Source organism: Methylomarinum sp. Ch1-1 (assembly GCF_030717995.2).
GTDB classification, from domain to species: domain Bacteria; phylum Pseudomonadota; class Gammaproteobacteria; order Methylococcales; family Methylomonadaceae; genus Methylomarinum; species Methylomarinum roseum.
On record NZ_CP157743.1, the window covers coordinates 2,111,380 to 2,137,741 of the forward strand.

Annotated in this window: 30 protein-coding genes, 2 pseudogenes and 1 CRISPR repeat array; of the genes and pseudogenes, 29 read left to right on the forward strand and 3 right to left on the reverse strand. The window is 49.4% G+C overall.

What is annotated here, in order from left to right; all coding sequences use genetic code 11:
* Positions 1 to 152: 152 nt before the first annotated feature.
* Positions 153 to 485 (forward strand): hypothetical protein, encoded by a 333-nt coding sequence (locus Q9L42_RS09855; protein WP_349432702.1) that lies wholly within the window; start codon positions 153 to 155, stop codon positions 483 to 485.
* Between the two features lie 96 nt (positions 486 to 581).
* Entirely contained in the window at positions 582 to 824 is a 243-nt protein-coding gene (locus tag Q9L42_RS09860) for a TSUP family transporter (protein ID WP_305910241.1), read from the forward strand.
* Between the two features lie 21 nt (positions 825 to 845).
* On the opposite strand, the gene Q9L42_RS09865 is transcribed toward Q9L42_RS09860, so the two are convergent.
* On the reverse strand, positions 846 to 1,334 hold the full coding sequence (locus Q9L42_RS09865; protein ID WP_305908604.1) for a DUF2380 domain-containing protein: 489 nt from the start codon (positions 1,332 to 1,334) through the stop codon (positions 846 to 848).
* Between the two features lie 92 nt (positions 1,335 to 1,426).
* Positions 1,427 to 1,831, reverse strand: coding sequence for a hypothetical protein (locus tag Q9L42_RS09870; protein WP_305908603.1), 405 nt, complete (start codon positions 1,829 to 1,831; stop codon positions 1,427 to 1,429).
* A 223-nt stretch (positions 1,832 to 2,054) separates the two neighbouring features.
* Here Q9L42_RS09870 and Q9L42_RS09875 point away from each other — a divergent pair, with 223 nt between their 5' ends.
* The 27 genes and pseudogenes from Q9L42_RS09875 (at position 2,055) to Q9L42_RS10005 (ending at position 25,510) form a co-directional block, all read left to right on the forward strand.
* Positions 2,055 to 3,419 carry a sensor histidine kinase gene (locus Q9L42_RS09875; protein WP_305908602.1) on the forward strand — a complete coding sequence of 455 codons (1,365 nt, stop codon included), beginning with the start codon at positions 2,055 to 2,057 and terminating at the stop codon, positions 3,417 to 3,419.
* The gene (locus Q9L42_RS09880; protein WP_305908601.1) at positions 3,416 to 4,084 is read left to right on the forward strand and encodes a response regulator; all 669 of its coding nucleotides are present in this window, start codon (positions 3,416 to 3,418) and stop codon (positions 4,082 to 4,084) included. The genes Q9L42_RS09875 and Q9L42_RS09880 overlap by 4 nt, the downstream gene beginning before the upstream one ends.
* A 142-nt stretch (positions 4,085 to 4,226) precedes the next feature.
* On the forward strand, positions 4,227 to 4,865 hold the full coding sequence (locus Q9L42_RS09885) for a MerR family transcriptional regulator (protein WP_305908600.1): 639 nt from the start codon (positions 4,227 to 4,229) through the stop codon (positions 4,863 to 4,865).
* A gap of 100 nt (positions 4,866 to 4,965) precedes the next feature.
* Positions 4,966 to 5,673 (forward strand): annotated as a pseudogene (locus Q9L42_RS09890) (MerT/CopZ fusion-like heavy metal transport selenoprotein).
* A gap of 20 nt (positions 5,674 to 5,693) precedes the next feature.
* The gene (locus Q9L42_RS09895; RefSeq protein ID WP_305908598.1) at positions 5,694 to 6,143 is read left to right on the forward strand and encodes a putative iron-sulfur cluster-binding metallochaperone; all 450 of its coding nucleotides are present in this window, start codon (positions 5,694 to 5,696) and stop codon (positions 6,141 to 6,143) included.
* 228 nt (positions 6,144 to 6,371) lie between these two features.
* Positions 6,372 to 6,557, forward strand: coding sequence for a hemin uptake protein HemP (hemP, locus tag Q9L42_RS09900; RefSeq protein ID WP_305908597.1), 186 nt, complete (start codon positions 6,372 to 6,374; stop codon positions 6,555 to 6,557).
* 94 nt (positions 6,558 to 6,651) lie between these two features.
* The gene (locus Q9L42_RS09905; RefSeq protein WP_305908596.1) at positions 6,652 to 6,984 is read left to right on the forward strand and encodes a hypothetical protein; all 333 of its coding nucleotides are present in this window, start codon (positions 6,652 to 6,654) and stop codon (positions 6,982 to 6,984) included.
* A 178-nt stretch (positions 6,985 to 7,162) separates the two neighbouring features.
* Positions 7,163 to 7,441, forward strand: a complete 279-nt coding sequence (locus Q9L42_RS09910) for an aldolase/citrate lyase family protein (RefSeq protein WP_305908595.1) — start codon at positions 7,163 to 7,165, stop codon at positions 7,439 to 7,441.
* A 114-nt stretch (positions 7,442 to 7,555) separates the two neighbouring features.
* Positions 7,556 to 7,693: an aldolase/citrate lyase family protein gene (locus tag Q9L42_RS09915; protein WP_305908594.1), complete on the forward strand. Its 138-nt coding sequence runs from the start codon at positions 7,556 to 7,558 to the stop codon at positions 7,691 to 7,693.
* Positions 7,694 to 7,904: 211 nt separating this feature from the next.
* Entirely contained in the window at positions 7,905 to 8,960 is a 1,056-nt protein-coding gene (locus Q9L42_RS09920; protein ID WP_305908593.1) for a PepSY-associated TM helix domain-containing protein, read from the forward strand.
* Positions 8,957 to 9,424 (forward strand): bacterioferritin, encoded by a 468-nt coding sequence (gene bfr / locus Q9L42_RS09925; protein WP_305908592.1) that lies wholly within the window; start codon positions 8,957 to 8,959, stop codon positions 9,422 to 9,424. Before Q9L42_RS09920 ends, bfr begins: the two co-directional genes overlap by 4 nt.
* Positions 9,425 to 9,512: 88 nt before the next feature.
* Positions 9,513 to 10,082 carry a cation transporter gene (locus Q9L42_RS09930; RefSeq protein ID WP_305908591.1) on the forward strand — a complete coding sequence of 190 codons (570 nt, stop codon included), beginning with the start codon at positions 9,513 to 9,515 and terminating at the stop codon, positions 10,080 to 10,082.
* A gap of 208 nt (positions 10,083 to 10,290) precedes the next feature.
* Positions 10,291 to 10,464: a hypothetical protein gene (locus Q9L42_RS09935; RefSeq protein WP_349432703.1), complete on the forward strand. Its 174-nt coding sequence runs from the start codon at positions 10,291 to 10,293 to the stop codon at positions 10,462 to 10,464.
* Positions 10,465 to 10,542: 78 nt separating this feature from the next.
* Positions 10,543 to 11,190: pseudogene (locus tag Q9L42_RS09940) on the forward strand (IS3 family transposase); the annotation flags it as partial.
* A 175-nt stretch (positions 11,191 to 11,365) separates the two neighbouring features.
* Positions 11,366 to 11,830 carry an STIV orfB116 family protein gene (locus tag Q9L42_RS09945; RefSeq protein WP_349432704.1) on the forward strand — a complete coding sequence of 155 codons (465 nt, stop codon included), beginning with the start codon at positions 11,366 to 11,368 and terminating at the stop codon, positions 11,828 to 11,830.
* 21 nt (positions 11,831 to 11,851) lie between these two features.
* Positions 11,852 to 12,967, forward strand: a complete 1,116-nt coding sequence (csm6, locus tag Q9L42_RS09950) for a CRISPR-associated ring nuclease Csm6 (RefSeq protein WP_305908590.1) — start codon at positions 11,852 to 11,854, stop codon at positions 12,965 to 12,967.
* A 20-nt stretch (positions 12,968 to 12,987) separates the two neighbouring features.
* Positions 12,988 to 13,980 carry a type III-B CRISPR module RAMP protein Cmr1 gene (cmr1, locus tag Q9L42_RS09955; RefSeq protein ID WP_349432705.1) on the forward strand — a complete coding sequence of 331 codons (993 nt, stop codon included), beginning with the start codon at positions 12,988 to 12,990 and terminating at the stop codon, positions 13,978 to 13,980.
* The gene (cas10, locus tag Q9L42_RS09960) at positions 13,977 to 15,935 is read left to right on the forward strand and encodes a type III-B CRISPR-associated protein Cas10/Cmr2 (RefSeq protein ID WP_305908587.1); all 1,959 of its coding nucleotides are present in this window, start codon (positions 13,977 to 13,979) and stop codon (positions 15,933 to 15,935) included. The genes cmr1 and cas10 overlap by 4 nt, the downstream gene beginning before the upstream one ends.
* Complete coding sequence (locus Q9L42_RS09965; RefSeq protein WP_305908586.1) at positions 15,928 to 17,184, forward strand: type III-B CRISPR module-associated protein Cmr3; 1,257 nt, start codon at positions 15,928 to 15,930, stop codon at positions 17,182 to 17,184. Before cas10 ends, Q9L42_RS09965 begins: the two co-directional genes overlap by 8 nt.
* 20 nt (positions 17,185 to 17,204) lie before the next feature.
* Positions 17,205 to 18,089, forward strand: a complete 885-nt coding sequence (gene cmr4 / locus Q9L42_RS09970) for a type III-B CRISPR module RAMP protein Cmr4 (RefSeq protein WP_305908585.1) — start codon at positions 17,205 to 17,207, stop codon at positions 18,087 to 18,089.
* 2 nt (positions 18,090 to 18,091) lie between these two features.
* Positions 18,092 to 18,481: a type III-B CRISPR module-associated protein Cmr5 gene (gene cmr5 / locus Q9L42_RS09975; protein WP_305908584.1), complete on the forward strand. Its 390-nt coding sequence runs from the start codon at positions 18,092 to 18,094 to the stop codon at positions 18,479 to 18,481.
* Positions 18,478 to 19,617 (forward strand): type III-B CRISPR module RAMP protein Cmr6, encoded by a 1,140-nt coding sequence (gene cmr6 / locus Q9L42_RS09980; RefSeq protein ID WP_349432706.1) that lies wholly within the window; start codon positions 18,478 to 18,480, stop codon positions 19,615 to 19,617. Before cmr5 ends, cmr6 begins: the two co-directional genes overlap by 4 nt.
* A 3-nt stretch (positions 19,618 to 19,620) precedes the next feature.
* Positions 19,621 to 20,550 (forward strand): CRISPR system precrRNA processing endoribonuclease RAMP protein Cas6, encoded by a 930-nt coding sequence (gene cas6, locus Q9L42_RS09985; RefSeq protein WP_305908581.1) that lies wholly within the window; start codon positions 19,621 to 19,623, stop codon positions 20,548 to 20,550.
* Positions 20,551 to 20,563: 13 nt separating this feature from the next.
* Complete coding sequence (locus Q9L42_RS09990) at positions 20,564 to 21,763, forward strand: Card1-like endonuclease domain-containing protein (RefSeq protein ID WP_305908580.1); 1,200 nt, start codon at positions 20,564 to 20,566, stop codon at positions 21,761 to 21,763.
* 77 nt (positions 21,764 to 21,840) lie between these two features.
* Positions 21,841 to 22,565: a CRISPR direct-repeat array (repeat unit 36 nt; unit sequence ATTGAATAACAGCCCTGTTTATGAAGGGATTAAGAC).
* 220 nt (positions 22,566 to 22,785) lie between these two features.
* Positions 22,786 to 23,739 (forward strand): CRISPR-associated endonuclease Cas1, encoded by a 954-nt coding sequence (gene cas1 / locus Q9L42_RS09995; protein ID WP_305908579.1) that lies wholly within the window; start codon positions 22,786 to 22,788, stop codon positions 23,737 to 23,739.
* Positions 23,726 to 24,001, forward strand: coding sequence for a CRISPR-associated endonuclease Cas2 (gene cas2, locus Q9L42_RS10000; RefSeq protein ID WP_305908578.1), 276 nt, complete (start codon positions 23,726 to 23,728; stop codon positions 23,999 to 24,001). Before cas1 ends, cas2 begins: the two co-directional genes overlap by 14 nt.
* Positions 24,002 to 24,688: 687 nt before the next feature.
* Positions 24,689 to 25,510 (forward strand): hypothetical protein, encoded by an 822-nt coding sequence (locus Q9L42_RS10005; RefSeq protein WP_305908577.1) that lies wholly within the window; start codon positions 24,689 to 24,691, stop codon positions 25,508 to 25,510.
* 472 nt (positions 25,511 to 25,982) lie between these two features.
* Here Q9L42_RS10005 and Q9L42_RS10010 read toward each other — a convergent pair whose 3' ends face one another.
* The gene (locus tag Q9L42_RS10010) at positions 25,983 to 26,300 is read right to left on the reverse strand and encodes a site-specific integrase (protein ID WP_349432707.1); all 318 of its coding nucleotides are present in this window, start codon (positions 26,298 to 26,300) and stop codon (positions 25,983 to 25,985) included.
* Between the last annotated feature and the right edge of the window lie 62 nt (positions 26,301 to 26,362).

Sequence of the window (26,362 nt, forward strand, 5' to 3'; positions counted from 1 at the left end):
TGATTGGATACTATAACAGCCTCAATATCTGGTATCTGCCGTGGGACAGGAATAATGGGGCCGGAAACATACGCTGCTCCATGGCTATGCTCTTTGCGGATAGCGGAGTCCCCGCTGTCTCATGGTCGACCGACACATACAAACGGCCGGTCATGCGGAAATCGATCGGCTCCAAGTTCTACGTGGCGAACATTCATGCCGGGGGACGCGATTACATCAACTTGGCGATTCAGCATGCCAAGACCAATGGAGCCGGAAAGCAGTGGATCGTTGCAGGTGATTTCAATCAAAATGCAAATGAAGATCTATCCTGGATGGACATGCGTGGCGGCGATATCATAGCCCCCGCCAAAGCGACGCGCCCCTCAAGCGGGAAAATCCTTGACTACGCGGTGAGAGCAAGGATCATCTCGGGGCAGCGAGCATATGCGGGCCCGACTACGGCGGTTCTGATCACCTATGCGTCGACATCGATTGGTGATTGAACGCTATATATGCTTGACGATCTTGGCCAAAGGCACGATTGACGCGGCTTCATCATTGAAAAATAAATCTGTCCTCTTTTTGCTAAACCCATTTCGATTGCCGGCACCCTGGGTTATGTGGTCAACGGTTGGTCGGTGACTTCGGCCGAGCATGACAGCTTCGGCTTCGTCTACCTCCCTGCGGTATTGCTGATTTCCATGACTAGTTCCGTCACTGCGCCATACGGGGCTAGGCTCGCCCATAAATTACCGGTCGCATCCTTGAAAAAGATGTTTGCCGTGCTCCTCATCATTCTTAGCCTCAAGATGTTGTTCTCGGTGCTACCCGTGTCATTCTAACCTTTGCGGAATTATGATGAATCATGGACTTTCCGTTTTTTGTTTATCGATGAAATCATGAATCTTATTGGCCAGCGCTTTCGTGCCATGCAGGCTGACTTTTTCATGATTACCTTTGAGTTCTATCGCATAGTCCGCGGCCAGTGTCCGATCTTTTACCCGGATCAAATGCGCCATCAAATAGGAAAACAAAAAGCTGGGCTTACTGTGTTGGCTGACGATCACCCAGTCGGCGCCATGGCGCTTGCTCAGATCCGCAGCCAGATCGTCAAAGCGGAACAAATAGCCGAAGCTCGAATTAGCGGTGGCCTGTTCTGTGTGGCTGATCGAAATGATTTCGTAATCGCCCAATTGCAAGAGCGCTTGTTCCAATAATGGACGAAAGGAAGCGGTGCGTATCCGTTCTTTCGGCGTATTGGGCAGCGACGTGATATCGTTTAGTTCGAATTCCAGGATGGCGATACGTGGAGCGGCGCCGGCGATGTTGCTGGCCAGCAAAAATATAAGCATAACGATTCCGATTGATATTGGACGAGTCATAGGTTTTTTCCTCAAGCTTGTGAATCAAGTAAGTGTTGGCGAGACTGTATTCGAGTACAGATTCACCCAGTCCTGCATGTCGATTGTAGCGACGAGATTGCCGTCATCGTCCAGGAGTTCATAGAGCACACCATCACCCCCGCGAATGCTGAACAAGACGATGGCGTCCACTTCGCCGCCGCCTTCACGATGAGGTTCATCGCTGGCCTGACTGCAGGTGTAGCGGCCGGCCTGATTTCCTTGAGTGTTCCATCTGCGTGATATAAGCGGTGTTCGCCCTGGATGACGAAGGTGTTGTTCCGGACTTTATGCCGATGCAAGATAATTTGTCTGCCGGCGGCGAATTTAATAATCAAGTCGACGATTTTGTTCCGTTCATCGATATCGAGTATCGAATACTGCAAATGTTCGATACCGCCTAACGTCTGCCAGTCGATATGGGAATCGTTGAAAAGATCGCTAGTCATCGTTTACTCCTGATTATGGTGTAATGCTTGGGTCAGGCAGTTTTTCTGCCTTACTTCGTCTCAATCGGATCAAGAAGCAGTGTATGGCAAGACCCCATGTGACGTATGCAGATCCTTGCCCGCAAAATCCGGGCAATTTGCCCGAATTTAAGACAACGGCTTTTCACAGCGCCTATCGCCACTTAGAATTCTGGCTATCGGTTTTTTATCAGACAGGCTTGGCATGAATTTACAACGCCATTTGTTGCTACGTATCGTCATTGTCGCCCTGGCTTGTTTGGCGGCCAGTTCCACCTATGTGCTCTATCGCAGCGATCGGCATGCCAGACAAATAACGCAGGAAACAGCAAGATCGTTGAGCCAGCAATTGGAATTGCAGCTGCTGCGCAGAAATGCCGGCTTCGGCGAAGCCGAGCGCTTTCCTGATTTTTCACTGTGGAAGCAGACAGGAGGGCAACCCGGATTTTGTCTACGCTTCGTTTCGACGGAGAAGGCCACAATCTACAGTCTATGCAATGGAAGCAAGCTTTCGGGACAAAATATCCCGGAGGGATTCAAAACTTTCTACCGTCATATATTTAATCCTGATTTTAAAGTGACCCGATCTATCGCCTTGAATGACCGGGTTTACGGTTATCTGACGGTGACGCCCAATACCGAATCGAATATTGCTCGGGCATGGGATGATATTGTGAGCCTAGGCGGGTTGTCCGCTTTGACCGTGCTGGCGGTCTGCATCCTAGTCAGTCTGACGATCAGACGCGCGTTGCGCCCGGCCGGTATCATCGTCGACGGGCTTGATCGCATCGGACAAGGCGATCTGGTCTATCGCTTGCCGTCGTTTGATTTGCTCGAATGGCAGCATACCGCCACGGCGATCAATCGTCTCACCGCCAGCCAACAGCAATTGCTGTCGGAACGCCAAAAGCTTGCCGTTAAGCTGATGAAGCTACAGGAAGAGGAACGCCGCGCGCTGGCCAGAGAGTTACACGATGAATTCGGCCAATGCCTGGCGGCCATCAACGCCGTCACCGCATCGATCACCCAAACGGCCGAAACACAGTGCCCGGCTCTGGTCGAGGAATCCCGGCAAATTGGCCGTATCAGTCAGCACATGATGGATCACGTGCGCGGCCTGCTAGGGCGTTTGCGGCCCGTCGAACTCGACGAGTTGGGTCTTGTCCCTAGCTTGAACAGGCTGGTAGCGGATTGGAATACCCTTAGCGGAGAAAGGCAGGTGCGTTTTCGACTGGAAGTGACCGGAGATGCTTCCACGCTAACGGATGCATTATCGGTCACGCTGTTTCGCATCGCTCAGGAATGCATGACCAATATCGTCAAACATGCAGCCGCGACGAATGCCAGCGTAACATTGGTGATCGGCGGCGCATCGGTCCGTTTGACCGTAAAGGACGACGGCAATGCCTGCACACTGCCGTTTAGTGACGGTCCCGGCATCGGTCTGCTGGGTATCCGCGAACGTGTCGATGCCTTGCGGGGACGGCTAACCTTAGCCATTGCCGAACCTCGCGGCTTAATCGTTACTACGATGTTGCCGGTTCATGCTGAAGTCGAGGTGCAGATATGATTGCAACGGTAATGATCAAGATACTGTTCGTCGACGATCACGCGATTGTCCGCGCTGGCTATCGCACGTTGCTGGCCAAGCAAGCCGGTTTAACAGTAGTTGCTGAGGCTGCGGACGCGGTACAAGCCTATCAATTGTTCAAGGAATATCAGCCCGACATCGTCATTACCGATCTTTCCTTGCCCAGTAGCAGCGGCCTGGAATTGATCGGCCGCCTCAAACAACGGAGTCCTGAGACAAAGATCTTGGTGTTCAGCATGCATCAAAATCCGAGTTTTGCCGTACAGGCCTGTCGGGCAGGCGCCTTGGGTTATGTCACCAAAAGCAGCCCTTCGGAAGTTTTGCTGAGAGCGATTCACGAAGTTTATGGCGGTCGTCATTTCCTGAGTAGCGATATCGCCCAGGCACTAGCGCTGGAACAATTCGGCGGTGAACGCACGGCCCTGGAAACCTTAACGGTAAGAGAATTCGAGATTTTGCGCCTGCTGGTCGAAGCGCGATCGATCGAGGAGATTGCGCAAACCCTGAGCATCAGCCCAAAAACGGTTCGCAATTGCCATTATTTGATCAAAAGCAAACTCGGCGTTGCTGGCGATATCGAGCTGACGCGACTGGCGATACGATTAAGAGTCGTCGATCTGTTGGAGCTTTCCGGAAAGGCGTAAACTATGCCTTAGAAAGCGTGACCGTCAGCCCCATAGACGCAGAAAAAAGCCGAATAACAATGCCGCAAAACCGCCGATCTCGGCTTTCGTCAGCAGGTTATAAGAAGAAAAATAGTCCTTGGTTCGATCGGTGGAATCGCGCATGCTGTTATCGCTTTCGCTCGTTATGCCGAGATCGACGATCGCGACGGCGAAAAAGAGTAGGGGGGATAACTGCAAGGGTGTTGACGGCTGCCAGAAAGACACTGGCTGTAGCGAAAATAGCGTACATCAGCGCGGCGGCGCGATGGACGATATTAACGTAGTAGGGCGCTTCGGCTTGCGGCGCATGCATAAATATTTCCACCGGTTACTTAAGGGAGAAAATCTAAAAATGCCAACTTTGACCATCGGCAAACTTGCTAAACAAACCGAAGTGACCATCGAAACCATCCGTCACTATCAACGCATTGGTCTACTGACGGAACCTGCGAAACCAGATAGCGGTTATCGATCTTATCCGGCTAATGCGATTACGCGAATACGCTTTATCAAACGCGCTCAACAGGTTGGATTTACCTTGAAAGAAATTGCCGCCTTGCTATCGCTTGATGGGGCGCATTGTGTCGAAGTACGACAACTCGCCGAGCAAAAATGCCAGCAGATCGATCAACAAATCAAGGATTTGACGGCTCTCCGCCGAGTATTGGGAACCCTAGTCAACGATTGTCAACAGACCGCTTCAGTCGCGCGCTGCGCTATTCTCGATGCATTTAGCGATGATGCGTCAACCCACCCCTGATTTTAAAAATAAGACATCGTCATTCACTTGACTCTGTTCTAGACAACAGGGTTTAGACTCCTTGCCAATAAATAAGCACAGTTTGGCTTAGGAGATTTGCATGAATACAGACTCTAAAACGCCTGTTTATTCCCCCTCATGGTTGGGTATCGGCGCTCTTTTAGCCGCTGTAGGGGCTTCGGCCTGCTGTGTCGGGCCATTTTTGCTATTGTCATTGGGCATTAGCGGCGCGTGGATCAGCACGATGACGGCTATGGAACCCGCCCGGCCATTTTTCATTATCTTGACCCTGATTTTTATAGGGCTCGGCTATCGAAAACTGTATCTAGCGTCTTACCGCTGTGAGGCGGGAAAAATTTGCGCCACATCCGACATCCAACGACGACAACGCCTATTTTTTTGGCTGGGTTCCACATTTATTTTGATACTGCTGGCCTTTCCCTGGTTAGCGCCTTTTTTCATGGCTTAAGAAAATTTCGATATGGCTATTAAATCCAGCTTGTTAATTGTATGCTTGTTCTCTAGCATACTGTGGATACCGATTGCGCGTACTGAAATGATTCTCACACAGCCAAACCAACAGCAAACGGTGACGCTGAATATAGAAAATATGACTTGCGCTATGTGTACAGTCACCATCAAAAAAGCTTTGCAGAAAGTCGATGGTATTCAGTTAGTGACCGTCGATTACGATTCAAAAACAGCCATAGTAGTCTTCGATAGCAAAAAAACTGATAGTGCAGCCTTAATCAAAGCCACGACGGATGCTGGTTATCCAGGTTCCCTCGCGACGCCTGTTTCTCGATAAATCCTAGGATACGATGGCCTATGTCAGATTGCGGCTGCCCAAATACATCCCCCAAAACCAAACAGATTTGTCCTGAATGCGGCGCCACTTGTATAGGTGTTGGTATGTCTACGCTTTACCATCAAGTCCGGTTTCCAGAGAATCAAGCACTCATCACGGACAGCTATTATTTTTGTCCGGCAAAAACCTGCTCGATTGCTTACTTCTCCAACGCGGGCAACACCATTCTTAAACGGCATCTAAGAAGCTATCAAGCCATTCAAAGCGACGCGCTTTGTTACTGTTTTGATATTAATGCCGAGCAGTATTTATCGGCGTTAAAAGATCACCAGGCAGGTTCGATCAAAGCTTTCGTCATACAGCGCACTCAAGCCGGGGAATGTGCTTGTGAAATTAGAAACCCGTCAGGTCAGTGCTGTTTAGCAAGTTTTAAATATTTGGAAAAAAGTCATCGAGACACACTTATATAGGGATAACTTCGACCTGATACGCATACGCCCGTCACTTATGCTACTGATTCATTCGGGAGCCTTGGCGTACTATTTTCCAAATTCTGCGGGTGCCCTTATAAATCTCTAGTTATATTGATAAATATTTATTGCGAATAAGAACCATTATCGTTTAAAATAAATATAAATCATTTTCACCAGTCTCTAAGCAAATGCACTGTTAACTGTGTGCGCATCTTCACATTGGCAATGAAACGCAACAACGATTCTTTAAACGCTAGAAATAGTGATGCTTCTAAAATAAAAAACAACACTGAACAGCGATTGTTCAGTTCCGAGTTGTTTGCAACTGCCAGTACTGTCGTGATCGAGCACGATGGAGAGGAGTATCGTTTACGTCTGACCAGCAGAGGAAAGCTCATTTTGACCAAATAACCCATAAACCCACTACAGCCAGCCAAGACAAGACTTGCCTCCGCAAGATGTATAGCCAGCCATACGACTCAGCATCTTCTTCGATGGAGGACTCATGTTTATTAAATTTCGGCCTAATCGGCTGACTACAGCAATGTACTTGGCGTTGATCGCTTTGCCTGTTAAGGGAGCTTCGCAAGCGGATTCAACAACCGAAGGCTCGGCACAACACCCTAACGAAGCTTCGCAATTGGACACGGTGACCGTGACCGGCGACTGGCTCGGTGTGCCCAGTGATGAGACGATTAAGACTTATCCCGGTGCGCGCAGCGTGATCACGGAAACCGAGTTACACGAATCCGGTTCGAGGAATCCGAAACCCAAAAGAACCCAAAAGGGTCAGACACCTTTGAAACCGAAGAACTCCGTCAATAAAACCCAAAAGTAAAACCCAAAAGGGTCAGACACCTTAAAACCCAAAAGGGTCAGACACCTTAAAACCCAAAAGGAACCCAAAAGGGTCAGACACCTTTGAAACGAGACCCCAAAAGGAACCCAAAAGGGTCGGAACCCAAAAGGGTCAGACACCTTTGCACAACACCTTTGCACACTTCGAACGAGCGAATGTGGAAATTTTGGTTGCGATCATGATAGAAGACCGGAGCGGAGTAGGCAATTTGGAGCAGATATTTTCGGTTCCGGGTATCGATATGGTGTTGGAGGGGGCGGTGGATCTGTCTAAATCCTATGGTGTACCCGGTCAATTTACCCATCCCGAAATCGTGCAGGCGGTACAAAACATCGCAACAACCTGTCGAACAAAGCGGGTGCCTTTTGCACGGTTCCACGCAATCCGCAACAATTTAACGATTGGAAAATCCAAAATGTTCAGGCCTTTTTGCTAGGAGACGATCGCGGCGTGGCTTTTAGGGCTTTTAAAGAAACCCAAAAGGGTCAGACACCTTTGAAACGAGAACCCAAAAGGGTCAGACACCTTTGCACACTTCGAACGAGCGAATGTGGAAATTTTGGTTGCGATCATGATAGAAGACCGGAGCGGAGTAGACAATTTGAAGCGGATATTGTCGGTTCCGGGTATCGATATGGTGTTGGAGGGGGCGGTGGATCTGTCTGAATCCTATGGTGTACCCGGTTAATTTACCCATCCCGAAATCGTGCAGGCGGTACAAAACATCGCAACAACCTGTCGAACAAAGCGGGTGCCTTTTGCACGGTTCCACGCAATCCGCAGCAATTTAACGATTGGAAAATCCAAAATGTTCAGGCCTTTTTGCTAGGAGACGATCGCGGCGTGGCTTTTAGGGCTTTTAAAGCGCATTTGGAGTCTTATCGGACAGGCGTGCCGGCATGCGTTTGAGCTTAGCTTTTTGTTACCGCCTGCATCGACGCTTGGGACTGTTGCTGATTGTTCCGTTGTTAGCGATTTCCGGCAGCGGTTTGGTGCTGATCTTTTTCGACCAATTGCGTTATAGCGCTGAGCCTTATGCGTTGGATGAACCGGTGCAAACGGCTTTACCGCCCATCGAACTGATTGAAACGATTCAGCGGACTAAACCGGATATGCGCCTAATACGTCTGTATCTGCCGAGTTCAAATCGACAGACGGCCAGAGTTCTGGTGCAAGGGGATCACGAAAAACTGTTCGCGTTTCTACACCCGGGCACCGGGAAAATCATCCGTATTCGTGCTGCTTCTGAGAAAGACTGGTTGGACAAGCTTTATCAGTTTCATCAAGGCAAATGGTTAGGAACAATTGGGCAGTTTCTTTTCAGTCTTTGTGGTGGAGCCGTGTTTCTTCTCTGGCTGTTCGGTCTACGACTATATAAAGCGATATCTGGGAAAAAGAAAAGCATGTGTTACCACAGACGGATCGGTTTTACCCTTGGAGGATTTCTTGCAGCTTTCACGCTATGTGGCGCCTTGTTGAATTATGCGGCGCCGTTGCAGCGATGGTTGAAACCCGCGCCGGACGCACCTTTATTTACCCGACCGCAAACTGTACTCAGTATTCAAGAACTGCTGGCGATCGCAAAAAATATCTATCCGGCAAGTTCTCTAGAGCGTGTTTATATCGATCATCCTACTCAAGGAGTCGTTATGGCACGCTACCAGGATAGCGGGCGTATATATTTAGACAGACAAAATGGTCAAATCCTACAACTAGAAAAGCCCTTATCACACTGGCTCGACTGGTTGTATCCGCTGCACAGCGGTCGTATGTTCGATATATTCCGTTATCCTGTCTTGTTATTGTTTGGGCTGTCGTTACTGGTTCTGGCCCTAAGTGGGGTGATTCCGATATGGCGGCGCCGACAAACAAGCAATCGTGTTTATTTGCCCGCTTTACGGCAAAAGATTAACATTGATAACCGACGCACATTAAAAAAGAGAAGATTCCGATGAAAGGCGATCCCAAAGTTATCGAAAAACTCAACCAACTCCTGGCCGGGGAACTGACCGCGATGGATCAGTATTTTATCCATTCCCGCATGTATCATGATTGGGGGTTCGGGAAGCTCTATGAGCGTATCGATCATGAAATGACCGAGGAAACCCAACATGCCGACCAGTTGATTCGTCGCATCTTGTTTTTGGAAGGAACGCCCGCTTTGTCCAAACGCGCTCCATTGAATATCGGCAGCGACGTTCAGCAGATGCTGGAAAACGACCTCAAGCTGGAAATTCAGGTGGTGAATGCGCTGAAAGAAGTCATCGCCTATTGCGAATCAGTCAAGGACTATCAGACGCGGGAAATCCTAGAAGTCATGCTCGAAGACACCGAGGAAGATCATGCTTACTGGCTGGAACAACAATTGGGGGTGATCGGAAAAATCGGCTTGCAAAACTATCTGCAGTCTCAAATATAGTTGTTCTTTTCATTCGAAATGAGTATTTCGCTCAGTTCCCGGGATTCCTATGGCTGGTTGTTGCGACAATAACTGTTCTTTAGAACGCATGCGCGAACGTCAGCGCGGCACGTTACAAATCGTTCTCGCCATCAATGCTGTGATGTTCTTCGTCATTGCCGGCGCGGCCTTGTATGGCGAATCGACCTCGTTGCTGGCCGACAGCCTCGATAATCTAGGCGATGCATTAACTTATGCTCTTAGCCTGTATGCGGTATCGAGGGACGCTACCGTCAAGGCCAAGGTTGCCTTGTTCAAAGGGTTACTGATAGCGCTGGCTTCCGCCACAGTCATCGCCCAGATTATTTACAAGCTCTATGTTCCCAGTCTGCCCATCTTCGAAGTGATGGGCGTTTTTAGCCTGCTCGGTCTGACTGCCAACGGTCTTTGTCTTTTCTTGCTTTGGCGGCATCGTCACGAAGATGTCAATATGAGTTCGGTCTGGGAATGTTCGCGCAACGACATTGCATCCAACTTGTCAGTTTTTATAGCGGCCGGCGCCGTTTGGTTAACCGGTTCAGGTTGGCCCGATATGGTGGTGGCAATCGGTCTCGTCTTACTGTTAATTCGTTCCTCTGTTCGCGTCATTTCAGCGGCGTTCAAAGAACTCCGTCAATAGACGATAAATCAAGGTAAAGAAAAAACCCAAAAAGGTCAAAACCCAAAAGGGTCAGACACCTTTGCACCTTTTTGCACAAAAGTGCACAAAAGGGTCAGACACCTTTGCAGTATGAGCAGAAACTGTCGGAACTGATGAATGAAGCTGGAGAGTTGACAGCAATACTCATCACTTGTGCGAAAAACGCAAGTAACAAGCGAGGTGATAAATGAAAAACGATTCTTCACAAAATTCATCCTTTCGCCTTCAGCCTTCATCCTTTCCACCCGGCTGGCAGATCGTTAAGTTCGGGGAGATTGCCAAGAACATCTCGAAACGTATAGAGCCATCGGAAACAGATTTAGAGGTCTATGATGGTCTTATGACGGTGCGCTTGTTGTAGGCGCTGTGTGTGAATTCATTGAGTCACTCGACCAAGATGGCACCGGCGACTCGATCAATCGTCTGCAGCAATCAAGCAGGGCTGGCCTGTAAAACCAAGAAAAAATTTAAAGCTACAACCGACTCCAAGCATGCCAAGCCGATTGCGCCAAACTTACTGGACAGACACAAACCGTCTCACAACTGGATCGTTCATGTGGGCGATTTTACCTACATTGCCACCGATGAAGGCTGGTTGTCCCACAGGGACTTCCTTCGGTCGTGTTTGGCGGTGGTCATTGACTTGTTTTCCAGAAAGGTGGTCGGCTGGTCGATGGATAGTCGGATGAAGGCCAAGCTTAGTCAATGACGCTTTATTAATGGCTCTGTGGAAGCGCAAACCCGAGAAAGGGCTTGTCTGGCATACCGATCGCGGCAGCCAGTATGCTTCTGATAGCCATCGCGCGATTTTAAAGGAGCATCATGTCGTTCAATCGATGAGTCGTAAAGGAAACTGCTGGGATGAGCGTGTCCGAAAGTTTTTTTCATACCTTGAAAACGGAATTGACGCATCACTGTCGATTTAAAACTCGTGAAGAAGGTAAGCAGGCGATTTTTGAATATATTGAGGTCTTTTACTTGTGCCCCGCGGGTACTTGTGCCCCGTGGGTATAATCGAGAACGCCTTCATTCTGCCAATGACTATTTGTCACCGGTGGACTACGAAATGCAGCAAAAAGCTGTGTAATCATGTGCCCGGAAAAGTGTTGACACATCAAATTTAAATTGGGTTGAGATGCCCTACAGAAAAACTCCATCGCCTTTGTGATAATTTCTAAGTCCATCAACAAACGTTTAAATCTCTTTCAACCTAGCATTCCTCATATCATCTCAATTTAAACCCAAGCAAGGAAGCGATTAAGGTGTTAACAAATTTGTTAAATGTGTATTTTCTTCGGATTGTTGGTTTAATCTCGACCAATGGAAATAATCGGTCAAAGATATTTTCCAAGAATGTTGGCGATGCCAATGCTAATTTAGGTTTAATCTTTCGTAAGCAGATGAACATGGTGCTTTATATTATCAACACACCGGTATTGACGGAATACGGACTTTGGGAATTTTCTGGTCCTTTGACGATTAATGATGCTCGGTCAATACTTGAGACCGGATTCGTTTCAGCTATTGGGCATGCAGCAAGCGCTAATGTGCTCAGCCAAATCCTTAATGTCCCCATTCCCGCCAATCGCATTCATATCAAGATGCAACCAGGGGATCAAGCATTGATTTTGCGGTTGCCGCAACGATTACCCGAAGGTAAAGTGCTTGACGAAACTGAGCTCAAGACGTTAAATTTTGAACTAGGCTTGCTCAAACGCCTGAAATAACAATAAAGGGAAAGGAAGACCATGCAACAACCCAATAAATTTCCAAAACGAGTTTTGCTGGCCGTTAGCGGCATGTCACCGCAAATTGTCACAGAAACGCTTTACAGTCTGGTGACGAAGCAAACGGAACCATTCATTCCGACCGAGATTCATTTGATCACTACTCAATCCGGCGCCCAGCAGGCTAAATTGCAATTGCTGGACGAAAACAGCGGGAAATTTTGGCAATTGTGCAAGGATTACTGCTTGCCCGAAATCCGTTTTCCGGAAAAAAACATTCACGTGATAGAAGACAGCAACGGCTTGGCGTTAGATGACATCAAAACGCCAGAACAAAACGAGGCCGCGGCCGATTTTATTACCGCCATCGTCAGTAAACTGACCCGCGACGATGATGCCAGCCTTCACGTTTCGATTGCCGGCGGTCGTAAGACCATGGGCTACTACCTAGGTTATGCGCTGAGTTTGTACGGACGGGCGCAGGACAGACTATCGCACGTACTGGTGACCGATCGATACGAAAGCCTGAAAGACTTTTTCTACCCCACGCCGGACAGTCACGTTATTCACGACAAGGACAATCATGCGCTAAACGCCAAGGATGCGGAAGTCATGCTGGCCGAAATTCCCTTTGTTCGTCTACGCGGAGGGATTCCGCCACACTTATTGGAGGGTAAAACCACCTTCAGTGAAAGTATTAAATTTGTGCGCCAAATCGAGCAAGCCCCTCAATTACGTATTGATACAGTCAAGCGATGCTTTTGGGTGTCTGATATTAAAGTCGCCCCTCAGGAGGTGAATTTTATTTTCTATCGATGGTTACTGGAGCGGTCTATCAAAGGCGATCCCGTCAAGCGTTTGCCTAGCGATAACAACTCGGATTACGCCAGGGAGTTTTTGGCTTTCTATGCCCAGAATGTGAATGAAGCGAAAGACGGCGATCGTACACAAAAGGCACTTGAGGGCGGCATGCCTAATCAATGGATATCGGAACGCATCAGCCTGATAAAACGTAGTTTTGAAAACAGTTTGGGCAAACATGCCGCGCAGCCTTTCATCGTGCAAAGCACTGGCAACAATAACAACCGCCAATATCACATTGCCCTGACCGAAGAGCAGATCACTTTTGTTGCCTGAATATTTAAGTACATCCCATTATGCAAACTATTGAAGCGCAGTACGAAATAGTCACCCCGATGTTCATCGGCGGCGCCCATCAGAATGATGAACCTGAGATACGTCCCCCCTCTGTCAAAGGCGCATTGCGTTTTTGGTGGCGAGCTCAACAATGGGGCGATTGTCTTAAATCCAATGAGGGTAATGCCCATTTAGCGCTTAAAGCGCTGTATCGTGACGAGGCAAAGTTATTTGGCGCAGCGGCCAGAGATGATGCTTATGGCCAAGGTTTATTCCAACTCAGATTAAAGCAGATTGATCCCCAAGGTACTGAAAAAAAATGGCCTAAAAATAACGATGCCGGCGCCGGTTTTTTAGGTTATGGCCTGGATGCCACGCGTAACGGTCAACCACATCGATGGGCCATTAAGCAGGGCAAATTCACAGTATGTCTGTCATTAAAACCGGCCATTAGCTCTGATCAGGTGCAGCAATTACAACATAGTCTGATGTTATTCGGATTACTAGGGGGTTTAGGCAGTCGCGCCAGACGTGGCTTTGGTTCAGTGGCCATTACATCCCTAAACGAGAAAACGTTTAATTTTCAAAATAGCGAAGACTACTTTGAGATCCTAAAAAAACAAATAGCCTCTATCCAGTTGGCTCCATCCATGCCCTTAATCACTGCACTCAATGACGCCATTCAAGTTGCCAAAGCTGGAGAAGCACCTGATCCTAGACGGCTGATGGATCAATTGGGAGGGGCGTATAAAGAAGCACGAAAAAAAGCCGGAAAAGGCATGGCCAAACTGCCATTTGGCTTACCCTTGGCAGGTAATAAAGGCTCCTCGGATGAAAACAATCGCCGCAGCAGTCCTTTACTGCTACATATCCATCCCATTGGCAATCAATTTGTAGCCATGGCGACTCTGATTCCTGCGCAATTTCACCCAGATTACCCCGAAGGTAAGGAACTGGGGTTTTACCGTCCTATTCTGGACTTTATGAATACATTGGAAAGGGTTTATCCATGACCGCTCAATACTTCCACTTCACCCTAGGCCCCGTGCAGGGATTTGTCGCCCAGGCGCGTCGTACTCGGGATTTTTGGGCGGGTTCTTTTTTGTTGTCCTGGTTGTCGGCAGTCGCCATGCAGGCCGTGCAGAAGCAAGGCGGCGAGATTATTTTCCCTAAAGTTAGCGACAGCTACCTCGATTGGTTGGAGCAGAAAGGGAAAGGTACGCCTCCGCAACAAGGCTGCGTACCCAATCGCTTTAAAGGAGGCTTGGCCAAGGTGCCTACCGATTTCAAACCGGAATTAGTGACCAATAGCATTCAAAAGGCCTGGGAAGCGTTGGCAAATTTGGTCTGGCAACGAGACTTGGCAGATGCGCCATCAATCACTCGTGAAATATGGGACAGACAGATTAAATCCTTTTGGGAAATCAGTTGGGCTTTATCCGACAACGAAATCGAAAGCAATCTATTGGATAGGCGCAAAAACTGGCGGACTTATTTACCGCCGGCTGAAGCAGGCGTCAAATGTATGATGATGGACGGCTGGCAGGAATTGTCCGGCATTGACACACCCAATGCCAAAGGACTCAAGTTGTTTTGGGACCAACTGCGCCAAACCGGCAAACATGGCATGAAAACCGATTTACGCGATAGCGAATACCTATGCGCCATTGCTTTTATCAAGCGCCGTTTTGCCCGCTATTTTGAGGAGTTAGTCGAACCCATGCCCGTGGACTGGATGCTTCATGGTTGGAAAGTCAATTCAGCTGTCCCTTCGGTGGCCTACATGGCCGCTGCACCCTGGTTGGCGCAAATGATACGGTATGCACCGGAAAACAAACTGCAATTTTTTCATGATGCAGCCAAAAAGCTTACCCAAAGCTACGGGGAATACGACACCCAATTGGATTGTATCGATAGCGTATTAATGCAGCGTAAAGATTCCAAGCTGTTTTGGAACACCAAGAGCCTGGACGGCAACGTATTCTTTGAATCGGCCTTGGACAACAAAAACATTTACGAGGATCGAGAACAGGCGCGAAAGGTGAAAGAAGCACTGAGCGATTTACGTCGATCGGTCAACGAACAAAACCTGGAGCCCGTCAGCCCGTTTTATGCTGTATTAATGATGGACGGCGACTCGCTCGGCAGCCATATGAGCGATCCTGACAAACAGCAAAACATCAGCAAGGGCCTGGAAAAGTTTACCAATGGTGTGCAAGCCATCGTCGACGAATACAGCGGCTTTTTGATCTATGCCGGCGGCGATGACGTGCTGGCTTTATTGCCGTTGGAATGGGCGCTCAATTGCGCCAAAGCCCTGCGCGAACATTATCTGAAATGCTTTGCCGCTTGGGATGACATCGACACCACCTTATCCGGCGCGATCGAATACGCCCACATTCGCATGCCTTTAGGCAAGGTATTGAGCGATGCCCATCATTTACTAGATGACATCGCCAAGGAACAAACCGGCCGGGACGCCATTGCGGTGCGGGTCTGGAAGCCCGGTGGTCAGCATTTGCAATGGGCCATGCCGTGGGAAAAAGCCTTATGCTCAAGTACAGGCGAAGTCATCATCGACCAGCTGGCCAGTGATTTTCGACGCGACCAACAAAACACTCCGTTTTCCAATAGCTTCTTTTTTAATGTGGAAGAGCGGTTCGCCAGCTTGCAAAACAAAGACCAGCAAAGAGAGATGCAACTTAGTCAGGAATTCGACCAAACAGCCATGAGGCAGCTCATTGCGGCTGAATATCTCAATTCCGGCGTAAATCTCGTCAAAGACTCAGAAAAACGGATTAATCTGCAACAGGCTATCACTCGAATAGACAACCTTCTCAGCCAGTGTTTTCCGTTCAAGCGCATATTGAAAAACGATAAACCGTATTTTGAATCGACCCATCAACTCAACCCTAGTGCTCTACAACTGATTCGATTTCTGGCGCAAAAAGGAGTGGAACGTGGCTAAGCCCCATAAAAAAAACAACTACCGAAAGCAGCAGCGCCAGCAACAGAAGCGGGCGCAAGCAGTGCAAGTCAATGCTGAACTGATAAATGCAGAGGGGCGGGTAACACTTCAACTACATGCGTTGGATACCTGGTTTTTTCGCGAATCGCGTCCGCACGATGCAGTTGGCGCTAGCGAGCTGGCCAGCCTGTTCCCGCCACCGGTACGAACACTGGCCGGCGCCTTGCGCACCTTTATTGGCGAACGCATCGGCATTAATTGGCAAAATTTATCTCATCAACTATCCGGTCTGGACTTTACCGCCAGCTTGGGCGGTAGCGAGGGTTTAGGGCAGTTACAATTACAGGGCCCGTGGATCGTCTATAAAAACCAGCGTCTTTACCCGGCGCCGTTGTATTTGATGCAAGGGAGCCTAGACGGCAAGCCCGACCTCCAGCGATTGCAAGCGGGACAAACCGTGCGTTGCGACTTAGGGCATGTGCGTCTACCTGAATTACCGGCCGGCCGCAAGGGCTATAAAGCCCTGGAACAACGTTGGCTTACGCCCAGTGGCCTCGCGCAATGCTTGAATGGTAAAACACCGGAATCACAGCACATCATCGCGCCCGAGCAACTATTTAGCCACGAACCCCGCTTAGGCATTGCCCGGAACAACGCCAGTCGTTCAGTGATAGACGGCAAGCTCTATCAAACCCGCCACCTGCGTGTGCAAGATCAAGTACACATAGAACTGGATGTACAAGGTCTACCGCAAGAACTGTTGCCTTTCCTGGATACTCGGCAACCGGCCTTGATGCGCTTAGGTGGAGAGGGCCGCATGGCGAGCATATCGATGTCACCAACCATTGACACACTACCCTTTGCCAGAGTCAAAACCGTCAATAGCGTTTTACTGCATTTCATCACCCCTGCCGATTTCGGCGGTAATTGGTATCCGGAAGATTTTGTACAGACCGACATAAACGGACAAACCGTTTGGCGCGGGCAGATCAACGGCATCGAGATCAACATAGAAGCCGCTGTTATCGGCAAAGTGCATCGCGAAGGCGGCTGGGATATGAAAAACCACCAGCCGCGGCCGGTCAAAAGCTATATTCCCGCCGGTAGCGCCTGGTTTTGTCGCCTGGGGCAGGACTACGACTGGCAAACCTTGACAGATAAATTGCATGGTCACTGCATCGGCTACGACACCGCGTTTGGCCGTGGGCAGATACTTCTGGGCCATTGGCGCGATTCAATAAACGCATAAGTATAAAAAAGGACAAACACATGACAAGCAACAACGCACTGATCGGACTTTGGACAGAAACCAGTTTACACGCAGGCGCCGGCGGCTCGGTAGAGGGTATTGATCTCCCCATTCAACGCGAAGCCCACAGTAGTTGGCCATGCGTCTACGGCTCGGCGGTCAAGGGTGCTCTGCGTGCCAAGGCCGAAGACAAATTCGGCAAGGACAACACAAGTATCAAATTTGTATTCGGCCCCGATTCCGATAGCGACAGTGCTTCCGAACACGCCGGCGCCTTGCTGGTGGGCGATGCCCGCCTGCTATTACTCCCGGTGCGTTCTTTGAACAGTCACTTCAAATGGGTGACCTGCCCGGCTATTTTGGAACGCTTGCAACGAGATGGTCGGCGCCTGGGTATCCCGCTGGATTTTGCATTGCCACAAAAAATCGACAAAACAAAAGTCTTGTTAGCAGAAATCGATGGTAATGATCTATTTCTGGAAGAATACCGTTTCAGCACCGAAGAAGCCGAGCTGACAAACATGGTTCAAACTTTGAGCCGGTTGAGTGGTATCGATGAATCAACTCTCACGGCGCAACTGGTCATCGTACACAACGATCAATTCAATTACTTATCCCGTTACGCCACGTCCGTCGCCGCGCATATCGCCATCGACAACAATAGCAAAACCGTTAGAAAAGGCGCATTGTGGTACGAAGAAACCCTGCCGCCGGAAACCGTGCTGTATTGCGCCCTCAGCGCTTATCGCTCCCGCGATGATAAAAACAGCCTGCCTGCCGATGCCATTCTAAATTGCATCACTCAAGACTTGCTGGGCGCATCGCCTTATCTGCAATTGGGCGGTAACGAAACGGTCGGCATGGGCTGGTGTAAAGTGGCGATCAACCAACATCAACAGGCCTGATTATGACGCAAACCATTCAGCAACAACGCGCAGCTTTTGCTTTGCAGTACATCAAAGCCTTGCCCGAGCAACTCGAACCTGACCAGCAAAAAGAGTTCACCCGCAATGCCTGCGCCCTGCCCGCCATGGTCCACATGAATGGTCTCGGACAAGCGCTAGCCTTTTGCAGAGTCAAAGGCAGCAATGATCGCGAGTCATACAAACAACTCTATCAACTGGTGTCAGACTGGCTTTGCCAACCCGGCCAACCCTATGCCGGCAAAGCCGATGCGCTGGAAGGCATTACCCAAATGGATATGAGCCATTACCAATTGGCCCAGGCCGAAGCGCTGGTATTGATGAGTTGGGTCAAAAAATTCGCCAAAGCCTTTTTAGCCGAGGATGCCGCATGAGTGCGCCGCTGTATCAAAATTATCACGTCCACGAGGAAAAGCCGGATAACGCCCACGCCGGCTTATGGTTCGACCGGTTTTTCAATCGCTATCGAGTAAATAACCAGGACTGGGAGATTCCCAAACCCAACGACCATCAAGATGCTAAACGCGATTGGACCAAAACCGTTTCCGGCCCGGTGGGGCAGGATAAGCAACTGGCGGAATACACTGAACGGCAAACGGCGTTGGTTCGCCATCTTAACGGACGCAACCAGCGTTACCAGACCGATTGGCATTTTGTGACCGGCATGGGCAATCCGCACCCGGTCGAAAACGGTTTTAGCTGGCATCCCACCTTGGGCGTGCCGTATCTGGCCGGTTCCGCCGTCAAAGGCCTGGTGCGGGCCTGGGTTGAAAATAACGACGACGGCTTGCCGATAGCCGAACAAAAAGAACGCCTCAAACGCTGGTTTGGCACCGAAAACAAGGACGATGTCGCCGAGCAAACTGGCGGTTTCATTTTCTTTGATGCGATTCCCGATCAAAAGCCTAATCTCCTGTGTGACATCATGACGCCGCACATGGGCGACTGGTACAGCGACGGCGACCAAGGCAATGTTGACAACGCCATCCCCGCCGATTGGCACGAGCCGGTGCCCATACCGTTTTTGGCCGTCAAAAAAGCTCGGCTGGTATTCGGCATCGCCCCCCGTTTGCCGGCGCTGGCCGAAGAACTGGACGCCGTATTCGACGCCTTGACCAATGCACTGGAATGGCTGGGCGCAGGCGCCAAAACCGCGGCTGGTTATGGCTATTTCAGCCCGGATGCTAACTTCCTTCATGAACAAGAGGCTGCATTCGCGCGCCAAGCACAAGCGTTGGCCGAGCAACGACGGCAGGCTACGCTGAGTCCCATCGACAAAAAAATTGAAGACTTCCTCAAACCTATTCAAGCTGCGGAACACGATACCCGCTTGCTGCAAGCATTGGAAGAAGGCGCCTGGCAAGGTGAAGACGCCAAAGTGGTCGCACAAAAAATCAAAACGCTGATGGAGGATGCCGGCAAATGGATGCCCGACTTTACCGGCGAAAACAAAAAAAAATGCAAATTCAAACAGCGCAGTCAAAACGTGCTGAAATACCTGCAAGGCTAAGGCATGAATAAACTCCCCACTCACCGCTACCGATTCAATTGCCGAGTGCTGCTGCCCTTGAATCTCAACCACTATTCCGGCTCCATGTTGCGCGGCGCCTTCGGGCGCGCCTTGCGGAAAAGCGTTTGTGTGACCCGCATGAACGATTGCAAGTCCTGCCTGTTGTATCGGCAATGCACCTATCCAAAAATCTTCGAAACGCCGCCGCTGCATAGCGAGTTTCAGCAGTTCAGCCAAGTACCCAATGCCTTTGTCATCGAACCGCCGCCCATGGGGCGTCGCCAGCTCCAATCCGGCGAAAACTTCAGCTTCAATCTGGTGTTGATCGGCCGCGCGCTGGACGACTTACCCACCGTCATTCACGCCTGGCAAAGGGCCTTGAAAGCAGGCTTGGGACCGGGTCATGCTCAAGCTGAATTGATTAATGTCGTCTTCGAGCCGGGCCAGCCAGTCGAACAAATCATTTATCCGGCGGCCAGCGACAACCGGCTGCTGCCGACGCCGTCTTTCGCGCCGCAGCCTTTGCCTGCAACCGATAGTATTGACCTGCAATTGCATACGCCTCTGCGTATCAAACACCATGGAAAAGTGCTATCGGGGGCCATGCGCGGCAAGGATTTTTTAATGGCGTTAGTGCGGCGCTATTATTTATTACAGGAGTTTCATACGCCGAATTATCAGGCGCCCAATTTCAAAGAATTGACGGATCATGCCGAACAAATTCAAGCTAATCATCAATTAAGCTGGTATCAATGGGATCGCTATTCGCATCGACAGAAGCAAAAAATGACCTTTGGCGGCGTGATCGGCACTCTGCGCCTGCAAGGCAACCTGACACCGTTTCTGCCTTTGCTGCAACAAGGCCAATGGTTGCACGTCGGCAACAAAACCACCTTCGGCATGGGGCGATATAGCATCATGTCCCAAACCTAATCTGGATCTATCCATGGAAAATTCGAACATACACTTGCTCATCGTCACCGGCCAGGCTCAGGCCAATCTGATTCCCATCATGCAGTTTAAACCAGACATCGTCGCGCTGGCCGTGTCCAACGCAATGCAAGCCACCGCCAAACAGTTTGTCAAACTCTTGACTAACCTGGCCGGTTTTCAAGCGGAAAACATCATTCAATTCAACGATGTGCCAGGAGTCGGCCTGGAAGCCATCATAGACCGAGCCATGGAAATCGAAGATGATCTGAATCGCCGCTTTCCCGGCCGGCCTATCGTCTACCACGCCACCGGAGGCACCAAACTGATGGCCTTGGGTTTTTATGACGTATTCCATGCCGGGGCCAACCGCGTGCTATACACCGACACAGGACACGGCCAGATTGAAATTCTTTACCCGGAAAAAAGCCAGCCCATCGCCATTGACAAGGTATTGACGATTGAAAGCTATTTGTTGTCCATGGACAAACAGGTGCGCAAACGTGCAGACAATGATTGGGAAGATAAGGCCAGGCAGCGAAGATTACTGAGTTTCTGGCTGGCGCAACATTCAAACCAACTGGAAAAATACTGGAATGTGATCAACCTGCTTGCCCATCAGGCTCTGGCGGAGCAAGAGCGGGGCAAACCGCCGGCCCTGGCCAAGCCTGAACAATGTTTCATAGCCGGCAAAACACCGCTTGGCGACTGGAAAACCGCTTTGGAAAAGTGTCAGGAGGCGGGTATTTGCCAATGGGACAGAGAAAATCCGGAGCGATTGTATTTTGAAACGGCGGATGGCGCTCAATATCTCAGCGGCGGCTGGCTGGAGGAATACGTCTGGCTGACGGCGAGCGAACTGGGTTGCGATCAGGTCTACGCTAACGTATTCTTTACCGAGACCGGCAATTCCAGGAATGACATACGCAACGAAATGGATTGCTTGATTATGCACGACAACCGCTTGTTGATGGTTGAATGTAAAACCAGCGTTTTCAAGGAAGGAGCGCCTAAAAACGACGGCATTTTGTATAAACTGGATACGCTGGATCGCCGCACCGGCGGTTTGTTCGGCGACGCCTGGCTGGTTTCGGCCAGAAAACTGGATGATGCCACCCGAAAGCGGGCGCGGGAATATAACATCAAAGTGATTGAAGGGGGTGAAATCAAACAGATGAAAGCACAAATTCAGAAATGGATGAGCGGCAAAGATTAATGAGGGTGATGAACGTGTTAAGACTTGTGAAGCACCTGGGTAATAGCTTGATTAATCAGCTTTTTTGCTTGCATGCTATTGAATAACAGCCCTGTTTATGAAGGGATTAAGACTTATCGTCCACAAACACACGAGTTACGTTATCTATTGAATAACAGCCCTGTTTATGAAGGGATTAAGACTAATACCGCCGTGCAAACCAGTAGATAACTTACATTGAATAACAGCCCTGTTTATGAAGGGATTAAGACCCCACTAGGGTGTCCAAGGTCACAGCCGTATCGATTGAATAACAGCCCTGTTTATGAAGGGATTAAGACCATAAGCGGTATGTCCATCAGGCAGAGTCCATGCATTGAATAACAGCCCTGTTTATGAAGGGATTAAGACTCTTGAATTCTTCTGACTTTATAAACTCTATAAATTGAATAACAGCCCTGTTTATGAAGGGATTAAGACTTAACAGAATGACTGGCTTTCATCTTCCATACATTGAATAACAGCCCTGTTTATGAAGGGATTAAGACTCTTCGACAGTTATAAATGGCAACAACATTGGCATTGAATAACAGCCCTGTTTATGAAGGGATTAAGACATAGCTCTGCGCGTTAGCAAGCAGGCCATTTAGATTGAATAACAGCCCTGTTTATGAAGGGATTAAGACTTAGTTACGATCTGAACTTTATATCCAAGTTCAATTGAATAACAGCCCTGTTTATGAAGGGATTAAGACGGAAAAATGGGTAATACTTAATGCCGGCTTTCATTGAATAACAGCCCTGTTTATGAAGGGATTTAGACGTGTAGGGTGCGCATTGCGCACCGTCTTAATAGATTGCCCCCCCTGTGTACGAAGGGATTAAGATCATAGGTTTAAGCACATCCTGATGCTTCAGTCTCGTCAAACTCACCCGGATTCCGGCAATCTCCGCCGGAATGACTTTGACAACAAATTTGTCAATTCTTACTTTTCTCGCCGCGCGTGTTGCAATGATTTCCAAACCAACGTTTGGAGACAATCATGCAAACACTGTTCTTGGAAAAAACCGGTATAACATTGCGCACGGAGCGCGCCTGCCTGTTGATTTATCAGCAAGGCAAGCACATCGGAAGTCTGCCGCTGAAAGAACTTGAGCGCGTGGTGGCATCGCCTCAGGTTGTTTTGGCTGCCGGCGTACTTGGCGTGTTTTGTGAACACAATATCGCCTTACTGGTGGTCAATCATAGCAATCCTAAACGCACGGCTTATTTGAGCGCGCCGATGCACAGCGATGTGCATCGGCGCATGCGCCAGTATGCCTTGTATCAGGACCAAACATTCAGAACTCATCAGGCGCGCCGCCTGGTATTCCTGAAATTGAGCCGGCAATATCGTCTGTTAGCCAAGCAGCAGGATTCTCGCCCCGATTTACGCCATGTCTTGTTCAAGGCCATGGAGACCTTGCGCCATTTGTTGGAAGACATAAAAACGGACGGAGAAACCTTGACCCTGGAGCGTTTACGCGGCGTGGAAGGCGCAGCAGGAGGGGCTTACTTTGCCGCCTACAGTCGGTTATTTCCACCTGCGCTGGGTTTCGAACATCGCCACCGCCGTCCGCCGACCGATCCTGTCAATGCCTGTTTATCGTTGAGCTATACCCTGTTGCATCACGAAGCAGCCGATGCCTTGCGGGCTGTGGGCTTGGACCCGGCGCTGGGGTGTTACCACGATCTCTATTACCAGCGCGATTCGCTGGCTTGCGATTTGTTGGAACCGATCCGGCCGTGGATCGATGCCTGGGTGTTTGGGCTATTTCATAGCCACAGACTGCGTCCGGAAGATTTCAAACATGAAAATGGTGGCTGTCTGTTGCAAGCAGCCGGCAAGCAACGGTTTTATGAAACGTACAGACGACAAGCGCCCGCTTTCAGGCGTTTGTTAAGACAGTATGCGCGCATGGCCGAGCATACGGTGATGAACGATGAGTCACAGTAAAACCTATTTGATTTGCTACGACATACGCGATCCCAAACGTTTGCGCCGGGTACACAGAGTCACGCGCGACTTTGCCACACAGGTGCAGTTTTCGGTGTTTGAGGCGGCGCTTAAACAAGCAGAACTGGATGAACTGGTGAGTCAGTTGCGGGATTTGATCGACCCCGAAGTGGATTGCATCGGTTTTTATTCGTTGACGCCCGAATGCCAGAAAATCCAGTTAGGCAAAAGTGCGGCTTTGAATGGATTGATTTTGGTTTGAGCAACAAATTTGTCAAATATCAAAAAGGCTTAATTGACTGATTTAATATTCCCGAACAAAACGAAGAAGGCAATAAAACAACACTCTTTATTTTAAAAAAAAATATCTGGTAATCGGTATTGATACATGGGCAAACAACAAATTTGTTAATCCGTATTTTTATATTAATGAGTGATTAAATATTGACAACTTAAGACAGTGGCTTTTTACGAAACTGTTTATTAATTTTTTTCAATTCTGATAGGAGAAATGATCATGTCAAATTCAAACCAAGCATTTTCTTCCACCGTTGCCAAAGAAACTAAGCATTTGACTACGGCGGGGGCCGCTAAGGTTCTTACGAAAGCGGAGCCCGCGTTTACACGCTTGCCCGTGGAGGCCTACACGACGGGGACCCGTTCACCGCTGTTGGCAGGGGTTGTCTTGGTGGCCTGCGGGGTCGGCAAGCTGCTGGGCCGGTTTTTCGATTAGCCTGGGGGTCGATGCAATTTCGAAGTTGCATCGGCCCAATCATCGATTGGTTATGTAGATAATTTGAAAATGGCGAGGGAGAATGATGAGTCCGAATAAATTGATTTTGATCGCATGAAATATTAATGGGTGGATTCTGAGATATCCACTTTTATCTAAATAATTAGTTAATTTTTCAAACAACTTATCCATCTTTTTATATTGGAGGAATACATCATGAGCACACCATCCCAAAAATCATCCATGACCACCATCGCCGGCAAGACTGCTTACGAAAGCAGCGTGATTTCACGTGCCGTCGGGCGCGCGGGTAAAAATCCGCATCTGAAGGGCCACATTCACGAAATCCTTGCCAAGGATGCCAAAAATGTCCGCAACCTGCTCAACGGCAGCCAAACCGAGCTGACCAAAAGCACGACCGCCAAAACGGTCGATTTGGTCACCAAAAACGGTGGCAAGGTAGTGGAGCGTTTGCAGTTGAAAGATACGCTGTCCAAGGCCGGAGTGGATAAAACGGTCAAGCAGGTGCTGAACGGCCAATACCGCAGCACCCAATTGGTCGGTACCGAGGAAACCACCAAACTGGCGAATCAGGCTTTGGAAAAAGCCGGGGCTGCCAAACGCATGACCAGTTCGGGGGTTTCGTCCAAAACGACTAACACGCTGGCGCAGCGCGCCGGCGCCTCAGGGTCCGGCACACTGGGCAATGCCGTGCTGCAATCGGCCAAATCGGGCGGTGCGCTGGGAGCCGGTATCGGGGTGGGCATTGAGCTTACCAGCGGTATTGTTGGGTTGGCGAATGGTGACCGCGACTTTGAGGATGTCGCCTTGTCCACCGCAAAAGCCGGCGCCAAGGGATATGCCACCGGCGCGGCTGCGGCTGCGGCAGTGACGGCCAGCGGCCCTGCAATTGCTGCGACCTCAACTGCCGTCGCCAGTATTGGGGCGGCATCGGCTGTCACCATTGCCGCTCCGGTTGTTGTGGCGGTGGGCGTTGGCTGGGCAGTTTCAAGCCTGTGGGACTCGATTTTCGATTAGCCCAAGGGGGGCTTAAAGCGCCATCTCTTTTCACTAGTTGTCATTTTGAGGTTAATGACTAGATGAAAAGAGGGGCGCGAGGAAAACCCAAAGGCAGTGTTCTAAAGAGGTTGTATCAACCGCAAGGAATAACGCGTGTGATTGCATTTTTTGTTTTGAACGATGATAGCAGTTATTTAACAGACAGTATCATTGATATGACGGCTGGCTCGTTCGGTCATTAAGCATATATGTCCGATCAAACTCCTAAGCGTTTAGCTCTCATCGGGTTGGGTAATCAAGGCCGGAAACAACTGAATGCCATCAACTCTAACGCAAGAAATTGAGTTGGTAGCCGTCCTAGATCCAGTTTTCTCACAATATCCGGTTTGGCGGCTGGCATGATTTAAATATATGGGATCAGCTACCTGCGATGCAATTGATAGAACATGTCTATAAAGGTCGCATATATTAATATACGATTCACCAAAAGCTAACGATCCAGCGATAATTGATTCAGGACCTGTTCCAGGTGTTTTTTCTGGGGTTCGATATATGCCATGGTGGTTCGTATATCGGTGTGACCAAGAATATATTGCAGTGATTTCAGGTCGGGGTTTTCGCCGCTTTGCGCGATCAGCGTCGCAAAGGTGTGTCTTAATCGGTGGGCGCTGATACGGGTGCCGGAGAGTTTCGTTAACTTCTTGAAAAAACCTTCGATTTGCCATTTCGTCAAACTGTATCCGGAGAATCGGTCGTTAAAGAGTTGCAGCCGAAAAACGGCATGGTTGGTAATATCGACGGGCCCCAACTGCCGTTCGGTTTATTCACGCAGATAAAGTAAATCGTCGATGCAACCTTGAGGGAGGGGGA

Excerpts from the sequence above, each read along its gene's own strand:
- Q9L42_RS09865 (WP_305908604.1), bottom strand. The coding sequence starts at position 1,334 with ATGCTTATATTTTTGCTGGCCAGCAACATCGCCGGCGCCGCTCCACGT.
- cas6 (WP_305908581.1), top strand. The coding sequence starts at position 19,621 with ATGAATAAACTCCCCACTCACCGCTACCGATTCAATTGCCGAGTGCTG.
- Q9L42_RS09905 (WP_305908596.1), top strand. The coding sequence starts at position 6,652 with ATGTTTATTAAATTTCGGCCTAATCGGCTGACTACAGCAATGTACTTG.
- Q9L42_RS09880 (WP_305908601.1), top strand. The coding sequence starts at position 3,416 with ATGATTGCAACGGTAATGATCAAGATACTGTTCGTCGACGATCACGCG.
- cmr4 (WP_305908585.1), top strand. The coding sequence starts at position 17,205 with ATGACAAGCAACAACGCACTGATCGGACTTTGGACAGAAACCAGTTTA.
- csm6 (WP_305908590.1), top strand. The coding sequence starts at position 11,852 with ATGCAACAACCCAATAAATTTCCAAAACGAGTTTTGCTGGCCGTTAGC.
- cas10 (WP_305908587.1), top strand. The coding sequence starts at position 13,977 with ATGACCGCTCAATACTTCCACTTCACCCTAGGCCCCGTGCAGGGATTT.
- Q9L42_RS09930 (WP_305908591.1), top strand. The coding sequence starts at position 9,513 with ATGCGCGAACGTCAGCGCGGCACGTTACAAATCGTTCTCGCCATCAAT.
- Q9L42_RS09990 (WP_305908580.1), top strand. The coding sequence starts at position 20,564 with ATGGAAAATTCGAACATACACTTGCTCATCGTCACCGGCCAGGCTCAG.
- cmr1 (WP_349432705.1), top strand. The coding sequence starts at position 12,988 with ATGCAAACTATTGAAGCGCAGTACGAAATAGTCACCCCGATGTTCATC.
- Q9L42_RS09870 (WP_305908603.1), bottom strand. The coding sequence starts at position 1,831 with ATGACTAGCGATCTTTTCAACGATTCCCATATCGACTGGCAGACGTTA.
- Q9L42_RS10005 (WP_305908577.1), top strand. The coding sequence starts at position 24,689 with ATGAGCACACCATCCCAAAAATCATCCATGACCACCATCGCCGGCAAG.
- Q9L42_RS09885 (WP_305908600.1), top strand. The coding sequence starts at position 4,227 with ATGCTGTTATCGCTTTCGCTCGTTATGCCGAGATCGACGATCGCGACG.
- cmr5 (WP_305908584.1), top strand. The coding sequence starts at position 18,092 with ATGACGCAAACCATTCAGCAACAACGCGCAGCTTTTGCTTTGCAGTAC.
- Q9L42_RS09895 (WP_305908598.1), top strand. The coding sequence starts at position 5,694 with ATGTCAGATTGCGGCTGCCCAAATACATCCCCCAAAACCAAACAGATT.
- Q9L42_RS09935 (WP_349432703.1), top strand. The coding sequence starts at position 10,291 with ATGAAAAACGATTCTTCACAAAATTCATCCTTTCGCCTTCAGCCTTCA.
- bfr (WP_305908592.1), top strand. The coding sequence starts at position 8,957 with ATGAAAGGCGATCCCAAAGTTATCGAAAAACTCAACCAACTCCTGGCC.
- cas1 (WP_305908579.1), top strand. The coding sequence starts at position 22,786 with ATGCAAACACTGTTCTTGGAAAAAACCGGTATAACATTGCGCACGGAG.
- cmr6 (WP_349432706.1), top strand. The coding sequence starts at position 18,478 with ATGAGTGCGCCGCTGTATCAAAATTATCACGTCCACGAGGAAAAGCCG.
- cas2 (WP_305908578.1), top strand. The coding sequence starts at position 23,726 with ATGAGTCACAGTAAAACCTATTTGATTTGCTACGACATACGCGATCCC.
- hemP (WP_305908597.1), top strand. The coding sequence starts at position 6,372 with ATGAAACGCAACAACGATTCTTTAAACGCTAGAAATAGTGATGCTTCT.
- Q9L42_RS09875 (WP_305908602.1), top strand. The coding sequence starts at position 2,055 with ATGAATTTACAACGCCATTTGTTGCTACGTATCGTCATTGTCGCCCTG.
- Q9L42_RS09855 (WP_349432702.1), top strand. The coding sequence starts at position 153 with ATGCGGAAATCGATCGGCTCCAAGTTCTACGTGGCGAACATTCATGCC.
- Q9L42_RS09920 (WP_305908593.1), top strand. The coding sequence starts at position 7,905 with ATGCGTTTGAGCTTAGCTTTTTGTTACCGCCTGCATCGACGCTTGGGA.